At 35.7% G+C, this 23,652-nt stretch carries 26 protein-coding genes and 1 tRNA gene; 19 read left to right on the plus strand and 8 right to left on the minus strand.

The annotated features are described in order from the left end of the window. The first annotated feature begins 67 nt into the window (after positions 1-67). Entirely contained in the window at positions 68-721 is a 654-nt protein-coding gene (locus AC13FX_RS05370) for a response regulator transcription factor (RefSeq protein WP_482879479.1), read from the plus strand. An 83-nt stretch (positions 722-804) separates the two neighbouring features. Next, positions 805-1,497 (plus strand): RNA polymerase sigma factor, encoded by a 693-nt coding sequence (locus tag AC13FX_RS05375; RefSeq protein ID WP_482879480.1) that lies wholly within the window; start codon positions 805-807, stop codon positions 1,495-1,497. A 42-nt stretch (positions 1,498-1,539) separates the two neighbouring features. Here AC13FX_RS05375 and AC13FX_RS05380 read toward each other — a convergent pair whose 3' ends face one another. The 3 genes from AC13FX_RS05380 to AC13FX_RS05390 form a co-directional block, all read right to left on the minus strand. Further along, the gene (locus AC13FX_RS05380) at positions 1,540-3,024 is read right to left on the minus strand and encodes a pyridoxal phosphate-dependent decarboxylase family protein (RefSeq protein WP_482879481.1); all 1,485 of its coding nucleotides are present in this window, start codon (positions 3,022-3,024) and stop codon (positions 1,540-1,542) included. A gap of 137 nt (positions 3,025-3,161) precedes the next feature. Next, a complete protein-coding gene (locus tag AC13FX_RS05385; RefSeq protein WP_482879482.1) occupies positions 3,162-3,503 on the minus strand; it encodes a cupredoxin domain-containing protein in 342 nt (113 codons plus the stop codon). 10 nt (positions 3,504-3,513) lie between these two features. Next, on the minus strand, positions 3,514-4,047 hold the full coding sequence (locus tag AC13FX_RS05390) for a DUF4142 domain-containing protein (RefSeq protein WP_482879483.1): 534 nt from the start codon (positions 4,045-4,047) through the stop codon (positions 3,514-3,516). Between the two features lie 180 nt (positions 4,048-4,227). Between AC13FX_RS05390 and AC13FX_RS05395 the strand changes: the two genes are divergently transcribed. Together AC13FX_RS05395 and folE are read left to right on the plus strand one after the other, a co-directional pair. Continuing rightward, on the plus strand, positions 4,228-4,914 hold the full coding sequence (locus AC13FX_RS05395) for an FAD-binding oxidoreductase (protein WP_482879484.1): 687 nt from the start codon (positions 4,228-4,230) through the stop codon (positions 4,912-4,914). Positions 4,915-4,927: 13 nt separating this feature from the next. Beyond that, positions 4,928-5,533: a GTP cyclohydrolase I FolE gene (folE, locus tag AC13FX_RS05400; RefSeq protein ID WP_482880146.1), complete on the plus strand. Its 606-nt coding sequence runs from the start codon at positions 4,928-4,930 to the stop codon at positions 5,531-5,533. 48 nt (positions 5,534-5,581) lie between these two features. Here the strand turns inward: folE and AC13FX_RS05405 are convergent, their stop codons facing one another. Continuing rightward, on the minus strand, positions 5,582-5,992 hold the full coding sequence (locus AC13FX_RS05405; protein ID WP_482879485.1) for a DoxX family membrane protein: 411 nt from the start codon (positions 5,990-5,992) through the stop codon (positions 5,582-5,584). Between the two features lie 115 nt (positions 5,993-6,107). Between AC13FX_RS05405 and AC13FX_RS05410 the strand changes: the two genes are divergently transcribed. From AC13FX_RS05410 to AC13FX_RS05435, 6 genes are all read left to right on the plus strand, one after another. Beyond that, positions 6,108-6,887: a CPBP family intramembrane glutamic endopeptidase gene (locus AC13FX_RS05410; RefSeq protein WP_482879486.1), complete on the plus strand. Its 780-nt coding sequence runs from the start codon at positions 6,108-6,110 to the stop codon at positions 6,885-6,887. Positions 6,888-6,941: 54 nt separating this feature from the next. Then, the gene (locus AC13FX_RS05415; protein ID WP_482879487.1) at positions 6,942-7,523 is read left to right on the plus strand and encodes a Crp/Fnr family transcriptional regulator; all 582 of its coding nucleotides are present in this window, start codon (positions 6,942-6,944) and stop codon (positions 7,521-7,523) included. Between the two features lie 107 nt (positions 7,524-7,630). Further along, positions 7,631-7,990 (plus strand): SnoaL-like domain-containing protein, encoded by a 360-nt coding sequence (locus AC13FX_RS05420; RefSeq protein WP_482879488.1) that lies wholly within the window; start codon positions 7,631-7,633, stop codon positions 7,988-7,990. Next, positions 7,980-8,435 carry a MauE/DoxX family redox-associated membrane protein gene (locus AC13FX_RS05425; RefSeq protein WP_482879489.1) on the plus strand — a complete coding sequence of 152 codons (456 nt, stop codon included), beginning with the start codon at positions 7,980-7,982 and terminating at the stop codon, positions 8,433-8,435. The genes AC13FX_RS05420 and AC13FX_RS05425 overlap by 11 nt, the downstream gene beginning before the upstream one ends. Positions 8,436-8,580: 145 nt before the next feature. After that, complete coding sequence (locus tag AC13FX_RS05430; RefSeq protein WP_482879490.1) at positions 8,581-9,987, plus strand: pyridoxal phosphate-dependent decarboxylase family protein; 1,407 nt, start codon at positions 8,581-8,583, stop codon at positions 9,985-9,987. 412 nt (positions 9,988-10,399) lie between these two features. After that, positions 10,400-11,779: an NAD(P)-binding domain-containing protein gene (locus AC13FX_RS05435; RefSeq protein WP_482879491.1), complete on the plus strand. Its 1,380-nt coding sequence runs from the start codon at positions 10,400-10,402 to the stop codon at positions 11,777-11,779. 236 nt (positions 11,780-12,015) lie between these two features. Here AC13FX_RS05435 and AC13FX_RS05440 read toward each other — a convergent pair whose 3' ends face one another. Continuing rightward, positions 12,016-12,570: a sigma-70 family RNA polymerase sigma factor gene (locus tag AC13FX_RS05440; protein WP_482879492.1), complete on the minus strand. Its 555-nt coding sequence runs from the start codon at positions 12,568-12,570 to the stop codon at positions 12,016-12,018. A gap of 181 nt (positions 12,571-12,751) precedes the next feature. On the opposite strand from AC13FX_RS05440, the gene AC13FX_RS05445 reads away from it, so the two are divergent. Beyond that, a complete protein-coding gene (locus AC13FX_RS05445) occupies positions 12,752-13,183 on the plus strand; it encodes a DoxX family protein (protein ID WP_482879493.1) in 432 nt (143 codons plus the stop codon). A 193-nt stretch (positions 13,184-13,376) separates the two neighbouring features. On the opposite strand, the gene AC13FX_RS05450 is transcribed toward AC13FX_RS05445, so the two are convergent. Together AC13FX_RS05450 and AC13FX_RS05455 are read right to left on the minus strand one after the other, a co-directional pair. Continuing rightward, entirely contained in the window at positions 13,377-13,664 is a 288-nt protein-coding gene (locus AC13FX_RS05450) for a helix-turn-helix domain-containing protein (protein ID WP_482879494.1), read from the minus strand. 240 nt (positions 13,665-13,904) lie between these two features. Beyond that, positions 13,905-13,992, minus strand: a tRNA-Leu gene (locus AC13FX_RS05455). 274 nt (positions 13,993-14,266) lie between these two features. On the opposite strand from AC13FX_RS05455, the gene AC13FX_RS05460 reads away from it, so the two are divergent. From AC13FX_RS05460 to AC13FX_RS05480, 5 genes are all read left to right on the plus strand, one after another. Beyond that, positions 14,267-15,661 (plus strand): hypothetical protein, encoded by a 1,395-nt coding sequence (locus AC13FX_RS05460; protein ID WP_482879495.1) that lies wholly within the window; start codon positions 14,267-14,269, stop codon positions 15,659-15,661. Positions 15,662-15,783: 122 nt separating this feature from the next. After that, positions 15,784-16,038 (plus strand): hypothetical protein, encoded by a 255-nt coding sequence (locus tag AC13FX_RS05465; RefSeq protein ID WP_482879496.1) that lies wholly within the window; start codon positions 15,784-15,786, stop codon positions 16,036-16,038. Beyond that, complete coding sequence (locus tag AC13FX_RS05470) at positions 16,039-16,515, plus strand: hypothetical protein (RefSeq protein ID WP_482879497.1); 477 nt, start codon at positions 16,039-16,041, stop codon at positions 16,513-16,515. 75 nt (positions 16,516-16,590) lie between these two features. After that, positions 16,591-18,927 carry a hypothetical protein gene (locus AC13FX_RS05475; protein WP_482879498.1) on the plus strand — a complete coding sequence of 779 codons (2,337 nt, stop codon included), beginning with the start codon at positions 16,591-16,593 and terminating at the stop codon, positions 18,925-18,927. Positions 18,928-19,705: 778 nt separating this feature from the next. Then, positions 19,706-19,912, plus strand: coding sequence for a hypothetical protein (locus AC13FX_RS05480; RefSeq protein ID WP_482879500.1), 207 nt, complete (start codon positions 19,706-19,708; stop codon positions 19,910-19,912). Between the two features lie 34 nt (positions 19,913-19,946). On the opposite strand, the gene AC13FX_RS05485 is transcribed toward AC13FX_RS05480, so the two are convergent. Next, a complete protein-coding gene (locus tag AC13FX_RS05485; protein ID WP_482879501.1) occupies positions 19,947-20,195 on the minus strand; it encodes a hypothetical protein in 249 nt (82 codons plus the stop codon). Between the two features lie 746 nt (positions 20,196-20,941). Between AC13FX_RS05485 and AC13FX_RS05490 the strand changes: the two genes are divergently transcribed. From AC13FX_RS05490 to AC13FX_RS05500, 3 genes are read left to right on the plus strand one after another with little or no spacing between them, the layout of a single operon-like run. Further along, the gene (locus tag AC13FX_RS05490) at positions 20,942-21,475 is read left to right on the plus strand and encodes a hypothetical protein (RefSeq protein ID WP_482879502.1); all 534 of its coding nucleotides are present in this window, start codon (positions 20,942-20,944) and stop codon (positions 21,473-21,475) included. A 24-nt stretch (positions 21,476-21,499) separates the two neighbouring features. Further along, on the plus strand, positions 21,500-22,003 hold the full coding sequence (locus tag AC13FX_RS05495) for a hypothetical protein (protein WP_482879503.1): 504 nt from the start codon (positions 21,500-21,502) through the stop codon (positions 22,001-22,003). Between the two features lies 1 nt (position 22,004). Then, on the plus strand, positions 22,005-23,651 hold the full coding sequence (locus AC13FX_RS05500; RefSeq protein WP_482879504.1) for an N-6 DNA methylase: 1,647 nt from the start codon (positions 22,005-22,007) through the stop codon (positions 23,649-23,651). Position 23,652 lies beyond the last annotated feature (1 nt).

Consider the following 23,652-nt stretch of genomic DNA (forward strand, 5'->3'; position numbering starts at 1 on the left):
ATAAAGTTAATCATTAACTCTGGTAAAAATGTTTCAAAAGAGACAAATATTAATCATTTGTGACTCTATGCACAGAGAAATGACGTTGGTTAATTTTTTAAATAATAATTTTAATAAGGAAATTATATCCGCAAATACAAAGTGGCAGTCATCTGAGTTACTAAACAAATATGCTGATAATATTGAAATTGTAGTCATTGATGTTCAAAAAAAAGAAACAAATGGAACGTCATTTTGCAGGCTGATAAGAAATCATAGGAACAAGTTAATTAAGGCCATACCAGTATTGTATGTCTCGAATTTAAACTTAGACCATAAGAAGATTGAAGTACTAGAATCTGGTGTTGATTCTTATGTTTCAAACCCTGATTCCTTAAATATTATTAAGGCCCATCTAAATTCATTGTTACGGAGTAATAAGTCTGGCAAACATATTTTTAGGCATGGAAATTTAATTTTTGACGGGAAAGAAAGAGCCCTTATGATAGAAGGTCAAGAGATCTATCTTACTGCAACAGAGTACATGATCCTTGAAATATTACTGTTGAACAGGAATAAAGTGTTTTCAAGAGATGAGATTGTAAGTAAAGTCTATCCAACTTACCACGATGTATCAGATAGAACCATTGACAGACACATAACAAACATTAGAAATAAATTGAGGGAATACGATTACCTACTACACACATACGTCAAGCATGGATATGGGATAAAAAATTAAATATTGTACATTATTTGTAACCAAAGTGAGGTAGAGAGGATCTAAAAGTGTAAAGATCTGAATAATAAATAAGGTTAAGCACAATGGGACCAGCAAAAAGCAATCTTGACTATAAATTCCTGAAGTGGGATGAATACAAGCATTTAACAGATGAAGAGATTATCAATTTAATAAGATCTGGTAATAAACAGCTGTTTGAGATTATAATGAGGAGGTATAATCAAAGACTTTACAGAGTTCAAATTTCTTACATCAAAGACGAGGAATCCGTTAAGGATACTTTACAAACAACATATATTAAAGTTTTTGAAAATTTAGATTCATTCAGAGGAGATTCAAAATTCTCAACATGGCTTACAAGAATAGCAATTAATGAAGCTTTAAAATTCTTGAATAAGAATAAAAGCCTCAATAATCTGAAATTATTAGAAGAAAAGAGGGTTATGAACGAAGAAGATTACCTGGAGTATGATTCCCCGGAAAAAATAGCTATTCAAAAAGATTTCAAAAAAGTATTAGAAAAAGTGGTTAATCAAATACCGCCAAAATATAAATCTGTTTATATACTTCGTGAAGTGGAAAACCTTGATACAAAAGAAACTGCTGAATGTTTAGACATATCAGATTCAAATGTCAAAGTTAGATTGCATCGAGCAAAAAGCATGATACAGGAGGTAGTGAATGAAAAATATTCAAAAACTGAGATATTTGACTTCCTGGGAGAAAGGTGTGATGCTATTGTATTGAATGTAATGAGTGTAATAAACTCTGATTAGAAAAATTAGTCATGAAAACATTTAGTAGATTATAATGAGTGTCTACTCATCTCTAATCAATTGTATGCAATCAAGTAATTCTCTTTGAAATATTTTAACCTGATCTAAATGTGTGCGAATTGAAAGTATAGTTATACGTAACCACAACTTATCATCAAACGAAGTGGTTGAAATAAAAACTCGGCCTCTCTTCAGTAACTTCCCATGAAGATCTTTATTAACCTTATTATAAGTTGAGTCTGAGTACCTCTTTGATCTTTTAAGAGGTTCCCACCTGAATAAGAATGTGGTAAGATCCGGGGAGCTCGATACCTTAATCTCATCTAGGTTTTTAAGCCAGCCCCAAAGATACCTGGTAAGTTCTAGTTTTTCTTCTAAAGCATATCTAAAGGCTTTGACTCCATGAGTTTTCAAAGGAATCCACATTCCAAGCCCCCTAAAGCTGCGACTTAACTCAGGAGATACTTCTGCAGGGGAAAATATTCTATTTGAGTCCACTATAGTATCCTGCATGTAGTTTGCTTGATACTCATTGGCAGAAATTAAATAGTTAACATTTTTGACTATTAATGCACCTGAACCATAGGGCAAAAAAAGTCCTTTATGCGGATCCAGTACAACAGAATCTGCTTTTTTTATTCCCCTTAATTTTTCCTGTCCTTCATTTGTCAATAAAAAGAAACCACCGTAAGCTGCATCAACGTGATACCATAAATTAAATTCCTGTGAAATGTTAGCAATTTCATTTATTGGATCAATTGCACCTTGGTCTGTTGTTCCTGCAGAAGCTACAATCATCCAAGGTATTAACCCGCTTTTTAAATCTTTTCGTATGCAACTTCTTAACTCTGTGCTTATCATCCTTCCATAATCATCCAAAGGAATAATTCGCTTGATACAATCTTGCATGCCACAAATTTTAAGTCCCTTTCTAATGCTATGATGAGTTTGTTGACCCAAATAGACTACGGTTCTACTAATTATCGAAGGTTTTATACCAGCACTTTCACGTGCAGAATAGATTGCCGTTAAATTTGCAATACTTCCGCCTGAGGATATAAAACCTCCAGAACCTTCACCATATCCGATTAAACCAGACATCCATTTAATTAATCTGTACTCTAACGTGACAGCTCCAGGTGATGCATAGAATACTCCGGCATATCGATTGATGAGTGAACTAATGAAATCACCAATTGCGCTGGAAAACAGTCCCCCTCCTGGTATATACCCGAAATGTGAACCCGATACAGGATTTAGACCTGGAGGTATTACTTTTTTATTTATTTGGGAAAGAATATCATCAAAATTACCGGGCTCTTCATTGAGATCAGTTTCTAGTATTGATTTTAATTCTTCATTTGAAGGTTCCTTGTAGGCATTTTGAGTGCCAATTGTTGAGTAAAAGATTTCAGAAAAGGAATTGGTTGATTGATAAAATGATCCTCGCTTTTCACTTGTTGGTTCCAAGTCATTTGATTTATGTTGTAAATCAATAATTTTTTGTTCTTGAGTTTTTTTATCCATGGTTGATTAAAAACTTAATTGATTAAAAAGCCCCAAATCATATCCTGATTTGGGGCTTAGTTAGTAACATAGCGACACAATGGACCGTATTTCATTGTCACTATCTACGCTACGTGTTGGATCAACTCATTTAAGCCTCACTTTGAGGTTTCAACAGTTATTTTGCCTTTCATAACTGGATGTATAGAACAGATATAGTCTATTTCTTTCTGAATATCCCCAATCTTTATACTATATGTTTGGTTGGTTTTCAACTTTTTAGAATTTAGTAAATTATTGTTGGCATCGGAGACATCATGGTCAACAATATCTTTATTAATCCATTTTATTGAATCACCGGGTACAACAGACAGATGATTGGGGATAAATTTCATTTGCTTGATTTCAACTAGATGTGTTTCACCACGATTTATGGTTTCATTTGAACAAGCAAATATTAACAAGCTTATAATCCATATTAGGCTATATCTTATAAACATAATGGATTAATTAGTTTTTAAGATCATTTTGGATTGATTCTGCGTGCTCTAAATGTGTTTCTAGAGCAGGTAAAATGGCAGTCAATAATCCCTTTAGCTCCTCATTCTCTGTATCTGGTATCAGGACATTTCGTACAGCATTTATGACGGCCTTATGATATTCAACTTCATTGTTTATATATGCAAGATCAAAATCTCTTTTTTTACTCTTAAGCATGCTGTAAACATTTTCAGAATCATTATATAGCTGTTTACTTAAGGAGTTCTCTTTCGGTTTTACACCCAGTTTAGTTACTAGGTCAACGGCTTGCCCAATAACAGCCTCATGATCGTTTATCATGGTATTTGCAAAACCAAGTACAGACATATTGTTGCTTTTGTCTTTAGCAAGTTTTGCATACTTGATGTCAATTTTATTTGCTGCAACAGCTATAGCTGCAATTTCTGCATCATTAAATTGATTATTATTTTGTGACTGAGCAAACGCAGAAGTCGAAAATAAAACGAGGGTTATAATAACGAGTGTGTTGCGTACAATTTTCATTTTTTGGATTTTTTAGTTCTAAAGTTCACCCATTTGATCCCATTACCACTCAATCGGTTACAGTTTTTTTGAAATAATTGGGTGAGGGTATACTCATTTTGTAATGGTAAAATCATTCTTGTAACCATTTATTATTTGAAATGATCAAACTGTGTAGACTAGGAACAGAAAAATTAAATAATGTCATACACTGTTAGAATTTTAGAAGTAGAGCAGCTTACCCATGATGTAAAAAGGTTTGTTGTAAATAAACCTGAAAATTATACCTTCAAGCCCGGTCAGGCTACAGAAGTAGCAATAAATGCAAAGGGATGGAAAGCAAAAACAAGACCATTTACCTTTACTTCAATCCCTTCTGACCCAACGATTGAGTTTATCATAAAAATATATTCTGATCATGAAGGAGTGACGTCAAAACTAAATTCATTACTTCCTGGTGATTCACTCATAATCCATGATGCTTGGGGCTCAATAGAATATTTGGGTCCCGGGGTTTTCATCGCAGGTGGTGCCGGTATCACACCATTTATATCAATATTTAGACAGCTTAATATTGAAAACAAGTTGACCCAAAATTTGTTGATTTACGCAAATAAATCTGAAAACGATATTATTTTGAAAACCGAGCTTAACCTATTGTTGGATCACAGGTTTAAAAACGTTATAACCAATGCCTATCAAGAATTGTATGTAAATGATGAACTGACATATTTAAAAGGATTTGTAAGCAAAGAATACCTTCAAAGAAATATTGATCAATTACAGCAGTATTTCTACGTGTGCGGTCCATTATTATTTAATGAGTCTATTAAAACACATCTAAAAGCTTTAGGGGTAAGTAAAAATAAGATAATACTCGAAAATTAAGATTAAACATCAAATTATTATGAAGAATATCAAAGCATGCGCATACAATGCATTATCTGATGAAGATAAGGTCGATAAAATTGAATATTACTTTGAGAAAATTCTCAATACACTAGAATTAGACCTGAGTGATGATAACTTAAAAGACACTCCTAGAAGAATAGCTAAAATGTATGTCAATGAAATTTTCAAAGGCTTAAATAAAGAGTCGTTTCCGGAAGTATCGACATTTAAAAACCATTACGAATATGACCAAATGGTTACGGTGAAAAATGTCACTCTATATTCTTACTGTGCACATCATTTTGTTCCTTTTATTGGGAAAGCAAACATAGCCTATTTTCCAAATGGAAAGGTAATAGGATTGTCAAAAATTAACAGGATCGTTGATTTTTTATCGAAAAAACCACAGATCCAGGAAAAATTAACAACAGAAATAGGATCGACTTTAACAAACATTCTAAATACAAATGATATTGGTGTCGTAATCGAAGCTGACCACTTATGTGTCTCTTCTCGAGGAATTAATGATACCAATAGCTCAACACATACAAGCTATTTTTCTGGGAAATTCAGAGAGGAAGGCATAAAAAAAGAATTTTATAATTCAATAAAATAAATAACAGGCTTTACTATTTAATGATAAATAGTAAAGCCTGTGAACACCTTAGCCTTCAGATGATACTTCTAATGAATTTGATGGAGAAGGACTTAAGTAAGCAAGGATATATGCTGCTTCAGCTATTAGTAAATCTCTAACAGCAACATCAACGTGATGCCAGGTAAATACTAAGCTTAAGGATATTAGCACTAACCATAATGAGACTATATATCCACCAATTTTGGGATTTAAGAAAACAAGTAATCCAGCAATGATCTCAACGATTCCTACAATCATCATAAAAATGGAAGGATCCATTGGTAACAAACCAGCAATTGATGGTGCTATATAAGCAGTCCAGTCAGTTAATAGGTTAAAGAATTTATCTGCTCCTGCTATTATAGGAACTAATATGAATGTAACTCTAAGAAGAGTATAAATTTTTGAAAGATTTTGATTATTGATCTGATTATTCATCGTGCTTTATTAATTAAAGGTTGTATGAATTTGATCAATTGAAAATCCGGAAGGTTACAAATTTGAGTTGGTTACAATTATTGTGACACTAATGAGTAATTAAATAATGGAATAAATGAAACAATCCCTTAAGGTCGTATTTACGGTGTTTAGTGTATTTGCTGCCTATTTTATTATAGATGACCAATTATTTTCAATAACCAGGCGGTGGCTTTTCGAAAAAACAAATCAACTTGGTGTTAGTCACCTGCTGACTTATTTACTCAGCGGTATTCCATTATTTATTGGAACAGCATATTTATGTAAATCTGTTAATTTTATTAAATGTTTAGACCTGAATAAATCTTTTATTGAGGCATTGTACTTTTCATTTATATGTACAATTCCCATGCTTTTAGGTTTTGCCTATTTTTTTGAATTGAAGTTGGACTTGGGTTTAAATTCTATAATTATTTCGGGTATTTCAGCAGCCTTATTTGAAGAAGTTTATTACCGAGGATTTTTATTTGGTCAGTTATATAAGAACTCTAAACTTGGGTTTTTACCATCAGTTATAGTTGGGGCACTCATATTTGCTTTAATTCATTTATATCAAAGCGAAGATTTCTTAACCCTATTAGGAATATTTACTACAACATTTTTAGGAGCATTACTTTTCTCATGGGTGTATGCAGAGTGGGAATTTAATATTTGGTACCCTGTCTTAATCCATTTTTTCATGAATACTTACTGGTTACTCTTTTCAGTGAGTGACAATGCTTTAGGCAATGAAATTGCTAATGTATTTAGATTTATATCTATTGGAGTTATAATAGGCTATACCGTTTTTCTTAAAAGAAAAAGTAGGGCAAAACTTAAGATCAACAAAGGCACTTTATGGCTAAAAAAATCGTAACCCTTGATTTCTTGGAGTAAACAAAATTAATTATTAGACCTTGATACAAGTTCAATGAGATACCAAACGTTAATAGATTATGTTCAAGAATATATTACGCTTAGTGAAGCCGATATAGAAGATTTAAAGTCATTGACCCGCTATAAAGAAGTTAGAAAAGGTCAATATATAGTTGAACAGGGAAATGTTTGTTATTACGAAAATTTTGTACTTGAGGGTTGTCTTCGTTGTTATAAACTTGATGAAAGCGGGCAAGAGCATATAATACAGTTTGCAGTAGAAGATTGGTGGATTTCGGATTTACAAAGCTTCCTTACACAATCACCTGCAAATTTAAGTGTTGATGCAATAGAGGCCTCAAAATTAATCCAATTTGGGTATTCAGAATTGCAAGAATTATATAGCAGAGTTCCAAAATTTGAACGTTTTTTTCGAGTGATTATTCAAAACGCGTTTATAGCATCACAGCATAGATTACTTGAGACTTTCAGTAAAGATGCTGGGTTAAGGTATATTGATTTTCGTAATCGTTATCCAAACATTGAAAAAAGGGTTCCCAAATATATGGTTGCCTCCTATCTCGGAATTACACCAGAGTTCTTAAGCAAGATACGTAAGAGAACTACTATTGATTAATTTATTGAACTAGTTCAATAAAATAAATTAACCTAGTTCATTGGAGGGTCTGCTTTTCATAAATAACTTTTTGTTGAATTAGAACAATAATTAAAGTTAGAGTTGATATGGAAAGCACATCATTAACAGATAAGATTCATCACCTGAATACTATGTTTATAGAGGGAAAAGTAATGGAAGCCTTCGAAAAGTATTATGCTGAAGACGTAATTATGCAGGAAAATGAGGATGAACCTACGATTGGAAAAGAAGAAAATCGTAAGAGGGAATTAGACTTCATTAATAAGCTAGTAGAAGTTCGAGAAGCCAAACCACTTAAAGTTACAGTTGGTATTGGTGTTACAATGGTAGAATGGAAATTAGACTACACTCATGAAGAATGGGGTGAAAGAGATTACAAACAAGTTTCTGTTCAAAATTGGAAGGATGGTAAAATTGTAAAGGAGGTATTTTATTATGGATCTTAAACAAAAGTACGAGAGTTCATATCAGTTACCGATAATAACGGAAAAACAATTGCAATGGATTTCAGTAATTCTTCGATTGTCAATTTTTTCTCTTTTTACCGCTGCTGCAATTTCCAAGATAAATAGTGGTGTGGCAGGAACCGTTGAATATTTTGTCTCAATATTTAATGAGACTTGGTTACCTATAGCATTAATCAAACCATATGCCACTGCAATATTGTTTATTGAAATCATCTTGTCTACTTGGATTCTGATCGGAATACGTTTACGTGCCGCTTGGATTGCAACTAGTTTGGTTACAATAACACTTGCATTTGGGATGCTTGTGGCAGGAGAATTTGGAACGGCAAGTGATAACTACATTTATGTTGTAATCAGTTGTTTAGGATTGCTGGTAAGCAGTTATGATCGTTTTACAATTGAAGAAATGTTAAAGCGAGAGTAGCAATCAAAGGACCTATTCATATTCATATATGTAACTACATATCATGTTGCCGTAATGAATAAATATTGAAAAGCCCGAGGCGTAAAAATGGTCTTAGGGCTTTTCTTTTCATTTTAAATTTTACAAATAAAATGACAGGTCAAATATGAAAAATCAGAATAACGTTATTCACGAAGGATTACAAAATGAGTTAAGTAATGTAATGGATCAAGTCCAATCTGTAGCTTGTAAATTTATTGAAGAACGTGATGTCCCTCCAATTATAAAGCAGAACCATTTCAGGTCAAACAAACCCTCAATTGAAAGTGGTGTCGGTACTTTAACTGCTATAAAAGAGTTTTATAATGATTTTGGTCAGTATATGACTAAAAGCATTGGTCCACGGTACCTTGGATATGTTACTGGAGGAATAACACCTGCCTCATTAGCCGGAGATTGGTTAGCTAGTTCGATTGATCAAAATGTTACTTCTAAAGAAGACACTCCCGCGATTATTCTTGAAAAACAGACAGTTTCAATGTTAAGAGATCTACTGTATTTACCTGATGTTTTTTCAGGGACATTTGTGACCGGCGCTACCATGTCAAACTTTACTTCTCTTTCAGTAGCAATTCAATGGTTAGGCAAAGAGTTAAATAAAAATTATAGTTCTGAAGGAATTACAAATGTTGAGGAAATTCAAGTTCTTTCCGGAACTTCTCATTCAAGCATTTCCAAATCTTTGTCAATGATGGGAGTAGGCAGAAAAAGATTAAATTCTGTTGAGCTGGTAAAAGGGAGAGAAGCTGTTGATGTGGATGCTTTGGAAAAGAAGTTGAAAAAATTAAATGGAAAACCTTGCATTGTTGTGGCAAATGCAGGAACTGTCAATTTGGGTGATTTTGATGATATCAAAAGAATAGTGAAGTTAAAAAGTAAATATAATTTTTGGTTACATGTGGATGCAGCATTTGGGGGGTTTTTGGCAGTAACAAATCGCTATAGAAGATTAATAAAGGGTTGGGAATTTGCTGACTCTATAACTGTTGATTGTCATAAATGGCTAAATGTGCCTTATGATTCAGCAGTGCAGTTCACGAAATATCCTGAATTACAATCAAAAGTTTTTTCCAATGATGCTGATTATTTAGAGGGCAAAAGTCCCGATAATTTTATTCACTTCACTCCTGAAAACAGTCGCCGCTTTAGAGCTTTACCCGTTTGGATGACATTGAAAGCATACGGTAGAAATCAGATTTCAGGTTTTATAAATCAAAACATTGTTTGGATACAAAGACTTGCAAACGAATTAAAGGCATTGAGTAATTTAAATTTAGTACACCCTCCAATTTCGAATGTTATTTCTTTTAAGATTGGTGATGGTTCTATAGAATTACGGGATGAATTTTTAGAGAATGTGAATAGGAGAGGGAAAGTATTTTTTACTCCATCATATTTTGAGGACCAAGCTATTATTCGTGGAGCTGCGGTTAATTGGACTACAAGTCATGATGATTTGGCAATAGTGGTTAAATCAATTAAAGAAGTAGTGAAAAGTTTGAAAATAAAGTGAACACGGCTAGTTATAATCTCACCCTGTTGATTATTTGTAATACGATATCTCATCTTTTAATTATTACTAATGATCACGGAATGCTAACATAAGTATTCATGTCAATTGCTCTTCTCATCGGCAACCAACATATATTTATATGAACCTATAGACTCATAATGAATTGAATGTATTCAGCTTAGTATGAGGTGGCCAGCCTACTCTGGGATTATATTCTGTCTTTCCTGACGCGGGGTTAACTGAATAACAAATGCTCAACTCAACTTTTATAGAGCATGTGTTGTAACGAGATAACGATTTATAAGTTTGTAAGCGAAATTGAATGAAATCTCCTGATTCTAAAAAGTTATCGTCTTTTAAAATTCTTATTCGTCTTAAGGTTGAAAGAAACAGATAACAAAACCTTATGACTATGAAAGAGAATAATATTGTGGCTATAATAGGAGCAGGACCAGTTGGACTTGCAGCAGCAGCACATATCTTAGAGCGAGGACAAAACCCTATTGTATTTGAAGCAGGCCCGGAACCGGCTTTTGCAATTAAACAGTGGGAGCATGTCAAACTTTTTTCATCCTGGGAGTTTAATATTGACAGGGCCGCTAAAAATCTGTTGGATAAATACGGTTGGGAACAACCTAAGCGGTTTGATTTGCCTACCGGTAAGGAGTTTCGGGAACAATATCTTTTGCCGTTGTCTTCCCTCCCTGACTTGCAGTCAAGAATCAAACTTAACTCTAAAGTTAAGGCTGTAAGTCGTAAAAATTGGGATAAGGTAAAGGATGAAAACCGAGGAGATCAACCGTACATGTTAACGGTTCAGCAGTCGGATGGAAAAGAATATCAGGTAGAGGCCAAAGCAGTAATAGATTCTTCTGGCACTTGGCATAATCCAAATCCAGTGGGTTCCAGCGGAGTTCCTGCACCAGGTGAGGAAAAGTACCAAAAGTTTATATTCTACGGTATTCCTGATGTTCGGGAGACCTATCATTCGGATTATGCGGGAAAGTCAGTCGCAGTTGTAGGAAGTGGACATTCAGCAATGCAGGTAGTTTTAGATTTACTAAAATTGCAGGATAAGGCTCCTGATACTCGTATTCATTGGATTATGCGCAGTACAAATCTTGCTAAGGTTTTTGGTGGTGGTGAAAATGATCAACTAGAGGCACGCGGAGAATTGGGAGCACGGGCAAAACAAGCTGTGGAAACAGGATTAGTGACACTTCACACACCATTTCTAATTCACCGAATTGAGCGCTCAAATGGTCCACGTAATCTAGAAATTATTGGTAATGCGAAAGGAGCCACTGGGTCGGTGACAGCCGATCGTATAATTGGTACTACTGGATTTCGACCCGACTTAAATATCATTCGTGAAGTTCGAACCGCCATTGACCCAGCTATAGAATCAGTTGCAGATTTAGCACCACTAATTGATCCAAATATCCATAGTTGTGGGTCTGTACCGCCTCATGGTGTTAATGAACTCAAGCATCCAGATGAAAACTTTTTTATTGTAGGTATCAAAAGTTATGGAAGGGCCCCCAATTTTCTTTTGGCAACAGGGTATGAACAGGTACGCTCTATTGCAGCTTATCTAACTGGAGATTATGAGTCTGCAAATAAGATCGAGCTTCACCTGCCCGAGACAGGAGTTTGTTCAACAGACTTTATTCTTGATGCGAAGACTGAAGATAATTGTTGTGAAGAACCTGTGTCCAATTTCAAAGATGTAAAAGCAGAGAATGATTCAGGTTGTGGGTGTAGTGTGGAGGAGATAGTAGATTTGGTATAGTCTGTCTGTTTTAATTAACCTTATTATCTCAGCCTAGTGGAAAAATTGGTTTGGATATAAATGTGACTCAAGTTATTCAGTTGGCTGTTTTTTTGGTCAATCATAATTTAAACAGATCCCCATTTGGTGGTAGTAATTATTTAGAGATAGTCAGGCTATACTATATTTAAAATGTGAGGGGCGCAGGAATTATCAAATTCGCTTTGGGTAATATAGCATTAACAAAATGATTTGGACTAATCAGCAATTGCCAAATCTTTAACCGGTGTGCAACCTATGATTTCCCCTTTTCTGTTGCGTAGAAGAGTACAGCATCGAGCACGAAAATCTTTTAATATTTGGTCTCTAGTTTTTTGAATGCGTGATTTAAGAGTACTGTAAGGAATTTCTAAATATTGGGACATTTCTTTTTGGGTCATAGACTTTGTAAACACACTTAGTAAAAGATCTCTTTCTTCCTTATTGTATTCATTGATAAGATCATAAAGGCATTTCGCGATTCCTTCTATCGTACGACTATTATCAGCTATAAATTCTTCCGAAATGATCATTCTTAGGTCATCGATATGTACTTCTTTCTTTTTGCGTGTATGATCGATAAGTGTATTTCGTGCCACACTCATTAGCCACGCCTCTGGATTTTTTACTTCCTCAGAAAGATATTCCTTATTTAAGAGTGCTTTATGAAATGTGTCTTGAAGTAGGTCGCGTGAAATTTCTGCATCTCCAACCCTTTTGTGTATAAAATTGAACAATTTATCTGAGTAAGCATCCCAATACTCTTTTATCATGATTACTTGTGTTACTAAAAGTTATACACTTAATTAATCGTAATTTTACGATCAATTCATATCGATTTTACTTATACCGTTATTAAGCAATTATATGTTAAAAATACTCATGTATAAATTTCGTCTTTCAGGTTTTTTATTCGTCTTAAGATTGAACAAAGAATCTAAAAAGGTGAAAACTATGAAAACAATAATGAATACAATAGCACGAGTTACAATATCATTATTATTCATTGTAACCGGCGCTTTCAAAATTTTCGGATTTGATTATATGGTTACGATGTTTACGGAAATCGGCTTTCCATTCCCAAATCTCTTTTTAATTGGAGCAATCTTAATAGAACTGGTGGGAGGGCTATTGCTCTTTTTAGGTAAACAAACAAAGTTAATGTCAATCTGTCTAATTTTGTATGTATTAGTGGCAACAATTATTGTTTATATACCTCAGCTTTTAACTCCTGAAAACTTTCAAATGCAAGTTACCGAGATCCTAAAGAATTTGTCCATTATCGGAGGACTCCTCTTGCTAATATTTAATAATGCGGGAAAGACTTTTTCTTTAAATCTTACTACAGACATTGAAGATATCCCCGTTTATAATGTAAAACTCTAAAAGAATTGTGTAGTAATTGCCTATTTAAAAACTTTATACTTTGACAACTAATTGGGCTGAGTTTAGTTTTTTGGTGGAGTGTACAAATACCAACTTTAACTACAACTCAAGACCCAACAAAGGTGTCAACAAACCCAATTTATTTTGGGTGGGAGTGTGGTCTTAGTACTGGACCAAGACCACAGGGTTAAGGTTATTTTCTAATGTTATACAGTCGATGGTTCTCCAGGAAGTCATACAACGCCTGAGTCGGGTAGAGAATCTTTCGACCATGCTGTACATAATCAATCTGATCTGTATCACGTAGGTTTTGAATAGTTCGACCGCTCCACCCGGTAAGCTCCATAACCTTTTCTTTTGTCAGATAGTGAGGTGTGACTGCCATTGATATCGATCTTTCAATATCGTGCATCGCTGCAGCTATACCTTTCTGTACGGCTTGAATTATTACCTGGCTGATGTGCTCTTCTAAGTTACTCATGGGTTCTCCATTTGGTTAAAGTGTAACGGAGGGTATAACGAAAGTTAGTTGTCTTCAAAAGAGAGACACTTTTATACCATTTTAAGCACAGATCACGGAATGTTTTATGAAATTAAATTGAGGGGGTAAATTTACTTGCCTTGTAACCACATTGTAACCAGCGAGAATGAAGAGGCATTACTGTCAAAAAACAGAAAACCCCTGTAACTCTGTAATGTAAAGAGATACAAGGGTTTAGGGTACCGCTGATCGGACTCGAACCGATACGGGCATTTTAATACCCATTGGATTTTAAGTCCAACGTGTCTACCAATTCCACCACAGCGGCTATTTTAGTAAATACCTGTTTTTTGGTTACTTAAGCTATGTATTTTTGGTTGGAAATACGTCCTCGCTCGTACTACTTTTAGCTCCATTTTTGACCCTTTTTGGTTACAAAATGGTAACAAAAGTTCAGATATCACGGCCAGTCAATAAATAATTGAACATCTCTTTTCAGAGAGCCACAAATATAAGGGATTACGAACTACTTCTACAAAGTAAATTGGATATAAATTCAGCTAATTCTTACCCTTTGCCAAATTTAAAACCCAAAGCCCTTTATGAGTAGTGAGAGCAGGACAGAAGTGACAAAGAAGAATGAAAAAAATAGAACCGTTAATCTTCATAAATATAGGTTTGCTACATTTCTACGCTATTTAAAAGAGACCAACGCCGAAATAAAATCTACGAGTCCAAAAAATGGGGAGAGGATGGTTTACTATGCTGATTCATCAAAAGAGGGAGCACCGTTACAAGATTTAGTAGTCGAGGCGCTTGGCGTTAAAGATGGGTATGCTCGTGATTTGATATCAAGACAATTATATGTAGGGGACAAGCATTATAATAAAGAGCAAGATCCTGGTTTAGGTGATGTGCTCACAAGTATTGTGGTTCAAAAACTCACTAAAGATGGAGAGAACGAGTTCCCTATTCCATTGAAGGGAGTATCATACCAATACTACAGTCGCGAAGGGTACAAAAAGAGACCATATATTGACCTTCAAAGAAGTTCTTCACCTTGGGTAAACGAGAGAAATAAGCGACGTGAATTCACCATTCGTCCGAAACTTAAATCAATACTTGAACGGCATGTCAATAACAAAATTTCTGGTTTTGTAGATGGAAAAGATGTGTTCAGTCGAATGGCCGGAATAAATTTTACGGAGTTCCCAATCTTTGAACAAGAAACGGCAGAGCTTAGGAAGTACCTAAATGAATCTCTAAAGGTTGACCAAGGAAATGAAAATCATTTTGAGCTTAACAATGAGCTGTTAAAGCTAGTCAGAGTATATAACGAAGTTCTCGATCGGCATGACGTTCAAAATAATCTAATACCCTACTACCGTGATTTTGCCATCCTGTCAAAGGATGAATTAATGGAGTTATGTATTGACCAATTTTTTAAGCTTTCCAGAGAAGACCTGTTTGAGTCCCCGGAGTCTGTGCCGTTAGAGCGATGTATCTATTACCGGTATGAAATTATGCATTTGCTCAAAGGAAGTGATGTAGAAGTAGGTGACTGGCCGGTTCGGTTTCAAGCGCTGTTAATGTTATGCAACTATGAGCTGGAAGGGGTTCATAAGATTATTAACGAAGTCGTTGAGGAAGAATTCAGTACGCTTCGTTTCACGATAGTCACAATCAATCATCACGATGATAAACGGGTTCAAAAAGGAAACCTATCACTGGATCATTTAACAGACTTGCTTTCTGACTATCACATACATGTGCCTCTAGATGAGGCCTTCCGGTTAAGAGATAATCACTTGTTAACTACTTCATTGAATAAGTATCCAGAAAAATTTGCTGTAAATTATAATTATACCTTTAGGGAAGTGCAGCGAAAGCTAAATCAAATATTAAAAGAAAGGTTAAGGCAAAAATTATTTGATGGGCAACGAATCACAAAAAAAGTTCGTCCATTACCCTCTGAAAGCGAATTATTTCAAATTTAAAGAAGTGTGGATCTTAGGATAATCTTAGATCCACTCGACAAAGCATCATAATCGAGAGGTTGGAAGTGCGATGACCGCAAAGTGCGACTCACGCAATTAATTTCAACCAAAAACATACGATTATGAGTATAGAACATTACTTAACATCTGGAGAAGCTGCCGAGTACCTTTCCCAGGTGCTAAAACAAGAAGTATCCTACTACGATCTGGACAACCTGATCAGATCAAACGCAATAGAAACACCCGAAAAAATTGCGGGGCGACGAGTCTGGAGTCATAAGAACTTAAAAGAGGCTACTAAAGCTCTACGTATCCGAAGAGCAAAAAGACCTGTTTTAACAGAAGAGCGCAGATTAGATGAATCGGGGGACAACTAAATGAGTGATCTACATAGACTAGACAGAAAAAAACTAGAAGCAGTAGTTGCTCAAAGTCCTTTTAAAACCATAGCTGATTTCGAGCAGGCGCGAGAGGCCTACCTACAGTCAAACAACTACTTAAAGAACCGTAAAAGCATCTTTATCAAGCCGTTTGTTCTTGGTATTAAAACAGAAGACTTAATGCACTTGAGTAAGGAAGAACTGGCTCTTGCCGACCTAAAGTATACTTTTAAACACGAGTTAAAAGGTGTGCCTAAAGATAAACTTCCGACTCTTGAGCGGGAATTCATGTTTCATACAACACTTATACCCCCACCTGTTGATTTGTATATAACGGAGGCGGATGCGATCCGGATATTTGGGCTAACCCGATTTCGATTAAAACTCCACCGGGATCTGGGCCTTTTAAACACAAAAGTCCACCAACAACAAATCCACTACATCTGGACAGAGCTTAAAGAGCTATTCAGCTGACTCCTAACTAATCATTATTAATATAGGGAGTCGGCAAAGACTCCGGCTCCCTTCATAAAAAACATATTTATTACCATGGGTGAACTATATCCAATTCAGAATACCGAGAACGATCATACTAAAGATTTAAAAGAAGCTATATACTATCTACCGCATGAGATTGATAAAACCATTTTATACAAAGCTCTAAAGGCCATATATGGTAACGAGGAAGGGAGGCAGATGGCCATCGAATGGTTTTTCAAAGCAAAAATAAGTCTTCCTGCCAGCTTTGATAAAGACTGGGAAGAAGCTGATTTAACGCAATACCAACGCCACGATATTGAGACCTATCTTAATAAACATATTTATGATATGGCAAAAGAAATGGGATGGACTCCTAAAGCTTTTCGGCGAGGCAAGAATACCAAAAAACCACCGAGCAAGAAGAAACTTAAACTATTAGGGAAGGAAATACAGGCTGGTAAAGAGTTAGAGGATCGCTTGACTGAAATTAAAGAACAAGGGTTACCTGAAAGTAAACGATCGTTTCTTCCGCCACATATTACAAACCTAGATGGTGCCTGTTATTTTCATCCTTACATGAAAAAAACAAGCATTCCAGATGACAGGGACGAGTATTTGGATGAGTTAACCAAGATTGTTGATTGTGAGGTCATTGTAGAAGAGGCCATTGAATATCTGATTGAGCAACCGGGCCAGGTAAAAGATGATAAGGAAGTTCGGTATCGTCTGCGTCTGACAAACCGAAAGGATAAAGATGTAGAAAGCATTGCGACTTTTGAGGAGCTTACCACGGTCACCCGGTTTTCCAGTTTCCTGGTCTCAAAAGGGTTTGTAAAGTTTTTAGGATCTGGTAAAGATTTCGACGCCTTTCATGCCTTCCTTATTAACGAGCAAGATTATCCGACGGTCAAAAATTTAAACAGCTGGGGGGAGTACAAGCCGGGAGAATTTTTATTCGAAAATGGACTCTTTGATGCCAATAACGGGCAATTCTACTCCGCTGACGAGCAAAATCGCATAGAAAAAGGATCCCATTTCCTGCTCTGTCCTTCAGGGAGTGAACTCATACGTCCCCCAAGAATAAATATGCCAGGTGATGTCGACGAATCGGTTCGTTTTCTAGCTGATAAGTTTACCCTTTGGGAATCCTTCAATGGCCGGTTAAACGTTCGGGCTACCCTAGGGTATGCGGTAGCCTGCCTGTTTAGTCGCCAAATCAAAGAATCAGATGGTGCCTTTCCACTTCTATTCAAATTTGGTGAGCGAGGAACCGGGAAAAGTTCAAGTATGGACTGGTTTATGGCACTATTTGGCTACCGGAGTGGAAACCGCCAATCGGTCTCTAAGCAGAATACCATAAAGGGGCTTATCCGTAATATGACTCTGCCAACAAATTTCCCCTTTTTCTTAGATGATTACCGGAATCATGATAACAATAGCCAAGTTCCGGATCTTACGAGTCCTATTCTCAACTGGTACCACCGTATTGGAACCTCGATGGCGAAAAAGAGTGCCGATAATCAAACTATTGATACCCGCATGAAAGCCAGTGTCGTCATGACGGGAAACGATAAACCAACCGACCCAGCGGTGCGTAGTCGCCTACTTATTTTAAACTATTCAGGGTTCTTGCAAAAAAAGCAGCTTGAGCAAGTAAAAGAAATCACGGATTACACCCATCGCTTTTCAGAGTTCACCGCGCTGGTACTCCGTTCATATAATTCCATTCAAGAGCGGTATATGCATTACTTAGAGAGCAGCAAAAAAATGTTAGCAGACCAAGGGTTCCAAGGGCGAACGGTTAATAATTGGGCGTATGTATTAACGGGGATTCGCTGTTTGCCATACATTTTACCGGACCTAGACCATTGGAAAGAAGATTTTGAAGCGCTTAGAGACGAAATTTACCTGGCTATCCAAAAAGAAGAGGCTCAGCAAAAAGAGTTTAATCCTTTACATGAGTTTTTTGGAGCTATAGAGTACTATGCGACTCAAAAACAAGATGCCGCCTCTGATTACAACCAAAAGTTTAACGTTTTGGATCATCGGCATTTTAGATATAAGGCCTATAAAGAGTTTGACCAGAATAATGGGGTATTATACAATGGAGAGGTTCTCTATCTGCACCTGCAAAGTGTTTGGCAAACTCTGGTAGATATCAAAGCAGAAATAACCAAACAAACATCGTTAGAAGCTCTCACGCATAAAATAGAGCAGAGCACCTACTTTTTATCAAGAAGTGAGCAGATTTTTTTAACGAGATCAATTGACCAGATTCATAAAGAAAGCAACAGGCGATGTGTGGTATTAAACGTTAAACAATTAAAAGAAAAGGAGATGCTAGGTGAGCTAATAGAACGGGCAGAAGAGTACGAGCTACAACGTCCATCTCGTTTGAACCCTTAATTTTATAACAAATTAAGAGCGTTTTAGTGCTAAAGTGCTAAAACATATATAAAATCAGGGTTCTAGCGCCCTTGAACCCATAAATTATTAGATAAACCTAAATGCTAAAGTCTGCTAATAGGTGTTTATGTCTGCTTACATCCTAAGCAGTGTTAAGCATCTTTTAGCACTTTTATATACTTACTGCTACACGTTTTTTATGTCAATAGGCGTTCGAGAGGCAATTTATTTAATAATTAGCGGGGTTTAGCAGCTTAGCAGTTCAAAACATATAACAATTTTAACGGGCAGCGAACAAGAAAAAATCTGGGATGGAACAATTTATTATATAAAACCGGGTAGTGATGCGATTAAACATGGAGATCATTATATAAATAGGCTTTTACAGATGTACTGCCAATAAAGAATAGAATAAGCAGGAGAGGATTTTATCAGTTTATTGAATAAAATGGCCCTTCAATGATTGTAGAATAATCAAAACGTTTAATAAATGGAGGCTTTTAACAATGGTTTTCTACTAAATGATGGGTTTTATCTAATAGAAAAGCATGTATTCAACAGATTAAAAAAATGGATTTAAAAGGCTATTTGGGAGCATAATGCTAACGTTTTGACGTTAAAACGTTAAAACGTCAGACATACATTACTAATAACGTTAAAACGTTAAAACGTCTTAATGCTTTAACGTTTTCACCTATTCTTAGCAGTTATCCTAACAAAATTCCGGTTAACCGGTGACGGTACATGTCAGCCTTCTGTGTTATCCTATAAATAAAACATGGAAGAATCTTATGTAGAACCTGACCCAGGTCAAAAGATTAAAGTAGAGATCAATGATTACCAGGATGCCGTATTTTCAGCGTACCAACATGGGTATCCAGCATACATTGGTCAAATGCGGGTTAAGGTTCTTAACTATGAAATACTAGGTGTGTTGGTCCATCAAAACGGGCATAGGGCACGGGTATGTATCGAGGGGTTATAAAAACAGTTGGAAAAAAAGCTAATCAGCAATCGATTCATTTCTTAGCCTTCTTTTTATTCTCAAAGAGCAATTCATACACTTCCATGGCTGAACTCTTATGCTCTTCAGTAAGCTTAGCTTCCGACTCATAAATCTTACCTGCAAACGTGTCCGGTATTGGGAAGTAGTAATACTCTTCTTTTTCGAAATCATACTGGATAAACCGAATCTCGAAGGACTGCCCTTTTCCATCGGTTATATATTGGTGCTTGGGTTTGGGTAGGTGGGAGAGTTTGTTAGTCATAGGTTTTGTTTTATAGTTGCTTAATTTATGTAAGACAAATACAAACAATTATTTAAATAGTTAATAAATTGGGTTTATCTAACAAACTCCTAATACGTATTTAATAGTGTATCCTTATTATTTAAAAAAACTTTGAAAGGAATAGCTTTGAGATCGCTCTTACCTTAGTACCATACCTTTTCAGAAAGAAGGACGATGAATGAATTTTAAAGAGGTTGACGGGATCACCAACAATCAATTTACAAGCTACCCAAAACTGTAACCGGTGTGAGTCACCTCTTTATCATTCTTACTCCTATTAATACTTTTGATGAATACTTACCACTTCACCCACTTATGATTTTGAGTTCCTCAGTTTTATTGTTGAAACATATATAGGGTGGATTTTCAATTATCATGTATTGATCATTGCAATACGGAATACTGAACGAATAGATATCACAGTCTTCGAATTGGTCAGGAGGGCCATATGTAGTTAAGTGATCGCTCGAAGTTTTTTCAAAGACGATACCTTTACAGATTTTCTCACAAAACTTTTTGCGTACTAATTCCTCTTTTTCTGATTCTGTCATAATTTTTGCCTTTCCGGTATTCAGAGTGATGTGTGTAGTCAAAGTATAATCAAGATCGCCTTTCTAAAGCTAAAAGTATTTATCCAAAGTGACAGAATCTGTCACACTTTCACTGTACATTTTAACAATTAGGCCTACAACCGGGGTAAAAATACCAATAAAATCATAATACTCATGTCCCTACCCGATTACTTAATAGAGTGCACAAAATGTTCATATTCAGCTACTTTACAGCGACAGGTCCCACAAACCTGGTATTCGTTTGATGGCTTAACCTATAAAGTCAGACCAGAGATAGGTTGGTGCCTTGATTGCCGTAACGTACAATGGCGGGTTCCCGGACTCAGTCTTCTTACCTTACATGAGAACGTTAAACTACTGAAGAATGGTGCGTTACAGGTAGATAACACCTTACTCAGCATACTGTACAATTACAATAATGAACGGCAAACAGCTTTCAGGATTCAGGAAATCAAAAAGCGCCTGTTAAAGTATGACCAAATTCATTCTTTGGGATTTTGTTATTATTGTGACTCTACTCACATTTTGGAGTTGGCTTACCCATTGAGTACGAACGTTCACATGGGGTGTGGGGGACAGCTTGTTGAGAAAAAAACAGCAGAGGTGGTGCATCGTTATATCGAGGAAGAATATTTCGAACCGGTTTTTACGTCAAAATACGTTGAACCGCCATTTTGGTACAGATAAATCAAAATAAAACAGAGTAATGCTATGACGGCACAATTTCGGGAAGTACTATTTTATAAAGGTGAAAAAATGGGAATGGCAGCTGAACCACTCCGGCCATATTTAAATTTAAGGGATGACATCAGTATTAGATCCAATTGTTCTGCCTGTTGGCGTGGTTATATTGGAAACTGGGAGATAAAAGATGAGAAGTTATATTTGGTTGAAATTAAGTTTGATTTCAATGAGGGTGACTACCTTAAAATGGAGGACCTATTTCCAGGTCAAACGAAGGTTTTTGCCGAATGGTTTTCAGGTGAGATCCGGATTCCGGTCGGCGAAATGCTGGAGTACATCCATATGGGTTATGGATCGATATATGAAAAGGATATATATTTGGAGTTCAATAACGGACATTTGATTAGTGAACGTGAAGAAAATAACAGGGCTAAACACCGAAAGTACCGGGAAGAGCAGTTAAGGGAGAAGCAAAAGAGTTCTGTTAAACATGGGAAAAAGTCATGGTGGAAGAAAATCTTAGGGGTTTGATATGGGAAACTTAGAGAATAACAGGACATCACCTTCAGATTTATTAAGGTACATAATGAATAGTACTGTTATAATTAATGGATTTGAAGAACGTGAGGTATTTAGAATGCTATTAGTCCCAATGATATTCTATAAGAGAATATCAGATGTGTTTGAGGAAGAACGGCAAAAGATTGTAGATGAAGAAGGTGAAATTTTTGCCTCACGACCAGAATTTTACCCCATTTATATTCCTGATAATAGTGGTTGGCACGAGGTCAAAAGAAAAAAAGAGGGCCTTTCAAAAACCTTAATGGAGGCTCTTGGGAAAATTGAACAATACGATCGATGTCTTTTTGATCTAAGTATATTCTACGATTGGTTATCTAATGAGATTTGGCTGGATAATTTTATTTATAGAATGATGGAGCGTTTATCAAAGGTTGAATTAACAAATTCAGCTATTGGAGTGAAAGATTTCAGCATAGTATTTAACGAGCTTATTTATCGAATAGAAAGTAGTATCCGTACCCCATATTATAAGACTAAGGTACCACGATCAATAAATCACCTGATTGCAGGATTGTTAGATCCTAAAAAAGGAGAAACGATTTATGACCCTTCATTTGGTGCCGGTGACGTATTACTTCAAGTTGCCAATCACTTACATCAAAAAAGTGAAAGCTTTGAAACTATAAGCTATTTCGGGGAAGAAGTGAACAATAACCACTTTGGTTTGGGACTTATGAACCTAATAGCGAGGGGGATTGACACGTACAACCTTGAAAGGAGTAATCCATTATATGATCCAAAATTTCTCTTTAAAAATGACTTAATGAGATTTGATTGTGTTGCGTCAAATTTGATATCAAATCAGGGGCATTGGAGAAGTTCAGAGTGGGAGCCGGATCCTTTTGAAAGAAATTTTGCAGGTAAGCCATCTGACTCCTCGAGTACTATGGCTTGGATTCTGCATATGATCAAATCCATGTCAGATAACGGTCGGATGGTAGTATTGCTTCATTCCTACCTATTATACAAGGATGGTGATGAGGGTAAGATACTAAGGCAATTAGTAAAATTGGATTTACTGGAGACAGTCATTGAGTTGGGTGACAACTTAATAGAGGGAGAAGAATATGAACTTTGCCTGTTAGTTTTTAAAAAGCATAAACCTAAAAGTAGAAGACATAAGGTGCTTTTTATTGATGCTACAGAATTGGTAATAAAAGGCAGGCGAACTAACCACCTGGATGATAATCACGTTGATCAAATATGTAAATGGTATTCAGCTTTTGAGAATGTAAATAAAAAAGTAAAAGCCGCTTCTCTGATGGAGATCGAGTATAATAATTTCGTTTTAATCCCTTCCAAATATCTTATTAAAACAGATAAAGAAAGATTGATAAATTATTGTGAAAGTATGGGTTTGTGTCCAATTGGAACTAAATGGATGGAATTATATGAACTATTACCCAATAAGAAGAAAATAGGAAATGAACACATTCCTCCACTACCTTTAATCTTATCTGGATGGATATACTCAAGTCTTCTTCAAAAAATAGATAGGTTTAGAGGCCATATTGAGTGGGCGGATAAACATGGAGCGTTAGACAAGGTTGCTGATTTTCTATATTCGTTAGACAAAGATGACTGGTACAATGAATAAG

Source organism: Gracilimonas sp. B-17 (assembly GCF_056857935.1).

Excerpts from the sequence above, each read along its gene's own strand:
- AC13FX_RS05370 (WP_482879479.1), top strand. The coding sequence starts at position 68 with ATGCACAGAGAAATGACGTTGGTTAATTTTTTAAATAATAATTTTAAT.
- AC13FX_RS05375 (WP_482879480.1), top strand. The coding sequence starts at position 805 with ATGGGACCAGCAAAAAGCAATCTTGACTATAAATTCCTGAAGTGGGAT.
- AC13FX_RS05380 (WP_482879481.1), bottom strand. The coding sequence starts at position 3,024 with ATGGATAAAAAAACTCAAGAACAAAAAATTATTGATTTACAACATAAA.
- AC13FX_RS05385 (WP_482879482.1), bottom strand. The coding sequence starts at position 3,503 with ATGTTTATAAGATATAGCCTAATATGGATTATAAGCTTGTTAATATTT.
- AC13FX_RS05390 (WP_482879483.1), bottom strand. The coding sequence starts at position 4,047 with ATGAAAATTGTACGCAACACACTCGTTATTATAACCCTCGTTTTATTT.
- AC13FX_RS05395 (WP_482879484.1), top strand. The coding sequence starts at position 4,228 with ATGTCATACACTGTTAGAATTTTAGAAGTAGAGCAGCTTACCCATGAT.
- AC13FX_RS05405 (WP_482879485.1), bottom strand. The coding sequence starts at position 5,992 with ATGAATAATCAGATCAATAATCAAAATCTTTCAAAAATTTATACTCTT.
- AC13FX_RS05410 (WP_482879486.1), top strand. The coding sequence starts at position 6,108 with ATGAAACAATCCCTTAAGGTCGTATTTACGGTGTTTAGTGTATTTGCT.
- AC13FX_RS05415 (WP_482879487.1), top strand. The coding sequence starts at position 6,942 with ATGAGATACCAAACGTTAATAGATTATGTTCAAGAATATATTACGCTT.
- AC13FX_RS05420 (WP_482879488.1), top strand. The coding sequence starts at position 7,631 with ATGGAAAGCACATCATTAACAGATAAGATTCATCACCTGAATACTATG.
- AC13FX_RS05425 (WP_482879489.1), top strand. The coding sequence starts at position 7,980 with ATGGATCTTAAACAAAAGTACGAGAGTTCATATCAGTTACCGATAATA.
- AC13FX_RS05430 (WP_482879490.1), top strand. The coding sequence starts at position 8,581 with ATGAAAAATCAGAATAACGTTATTCACGAAGGATTACAAAATGAGTTA.
- AC13FX_RS05435 (WP_482879491.1), top strand. The coding sequence starts at position 10,400 with ATGAAAGAGAATAATATTGTGGCTATAATAGGAGCAGGACCAGTTGGA.
- AC13FX_RS05440 (WP_482879492.1), bottom strand. The coding sequence starts at position 12,570 with ATGATAAAAGAGTATTGGGATGCTTACTCAGATAAATTGTTCAATTTT.
- AC13FX_RS05445 (WP_482879493.1), top strand. The coding sequence starts at position 12,752 with ATGAAAACAATAATGAATACAATAGCACGAGTTACAATATCATTATTA.
- AC13FX_RS05450 (WP_482879494.1), bottom strand. The coding sequence starts at position 13,664 with ATGAGTAACTTAGAAGAGCACATCAGCCAGGTAATAATTCAAGCCGTA.
- AC13FX_RS05460 (WP_482879495.1), top strand. The coding sequence starts at position 14,267 with ATGAGTAGTGAGAGCAGGACAGAAGTGACAAAGAAGAATGAAAAAAAT.
- AC13FX_RS05465 (WP_482879496.1), top strand. The coding sequence starts at position 15,784 with ATGAGTATAGAACATTACTTAACATCTGGAGAAGCTGCCGAGTACCTT.
- AC13FX_RS05470 (WP_482879497.1), top strand. The coding sequence starts at position 16,039 with ATGAGTGATCTACATAGACTAGACAGAAAAAAACTAGAAGCAGTAGTT.
- AC13FX_RS05475 (WP_482879498.1), top strand. The coding sequence starts at position 16,591 with ATGGGTGAACTATATCCAATTCAGAATACCGAGAACGATCATACTAAA.
- AC13FX_RS05480 (WP_482879500.1), top strand. The coding sequence starts at position 19,706 with ATGGAAGAATCTTATGTAGAACCTGACCCAGGTCAAAAGATTAAAGTA.
- AC13FX_RS05485 (WP_482879501.1), bottom strand. The coding sequence starts at position 20,195 with ATGACTAACAAACTCTCCCACCTACCCAAACCCAAGCACCAATATATA.
- AC13FX_RS05490 (WP_482879502.1), top strand. The coding sequence starts at position 20,942 with ATGTCCCTACCCGATTACTTAATAGAGTGCACAAAATGTTCATATTCA.
- AC13FX_RS05495 (WP_482879503.1), top strand. The coding sequence starts at position 21,500 with ATGACGGCACAATTTCGGGAAGTACTATTTTATAAAGGTGAAAAAATG.
- AC13FX_RS05500 (WP_482879504.1), top strand. The coding sequence starts at position 22,005 with ATGGGAAACTTAGAGAATAACAGGACATCACCTTCAGATTTATTAAGG.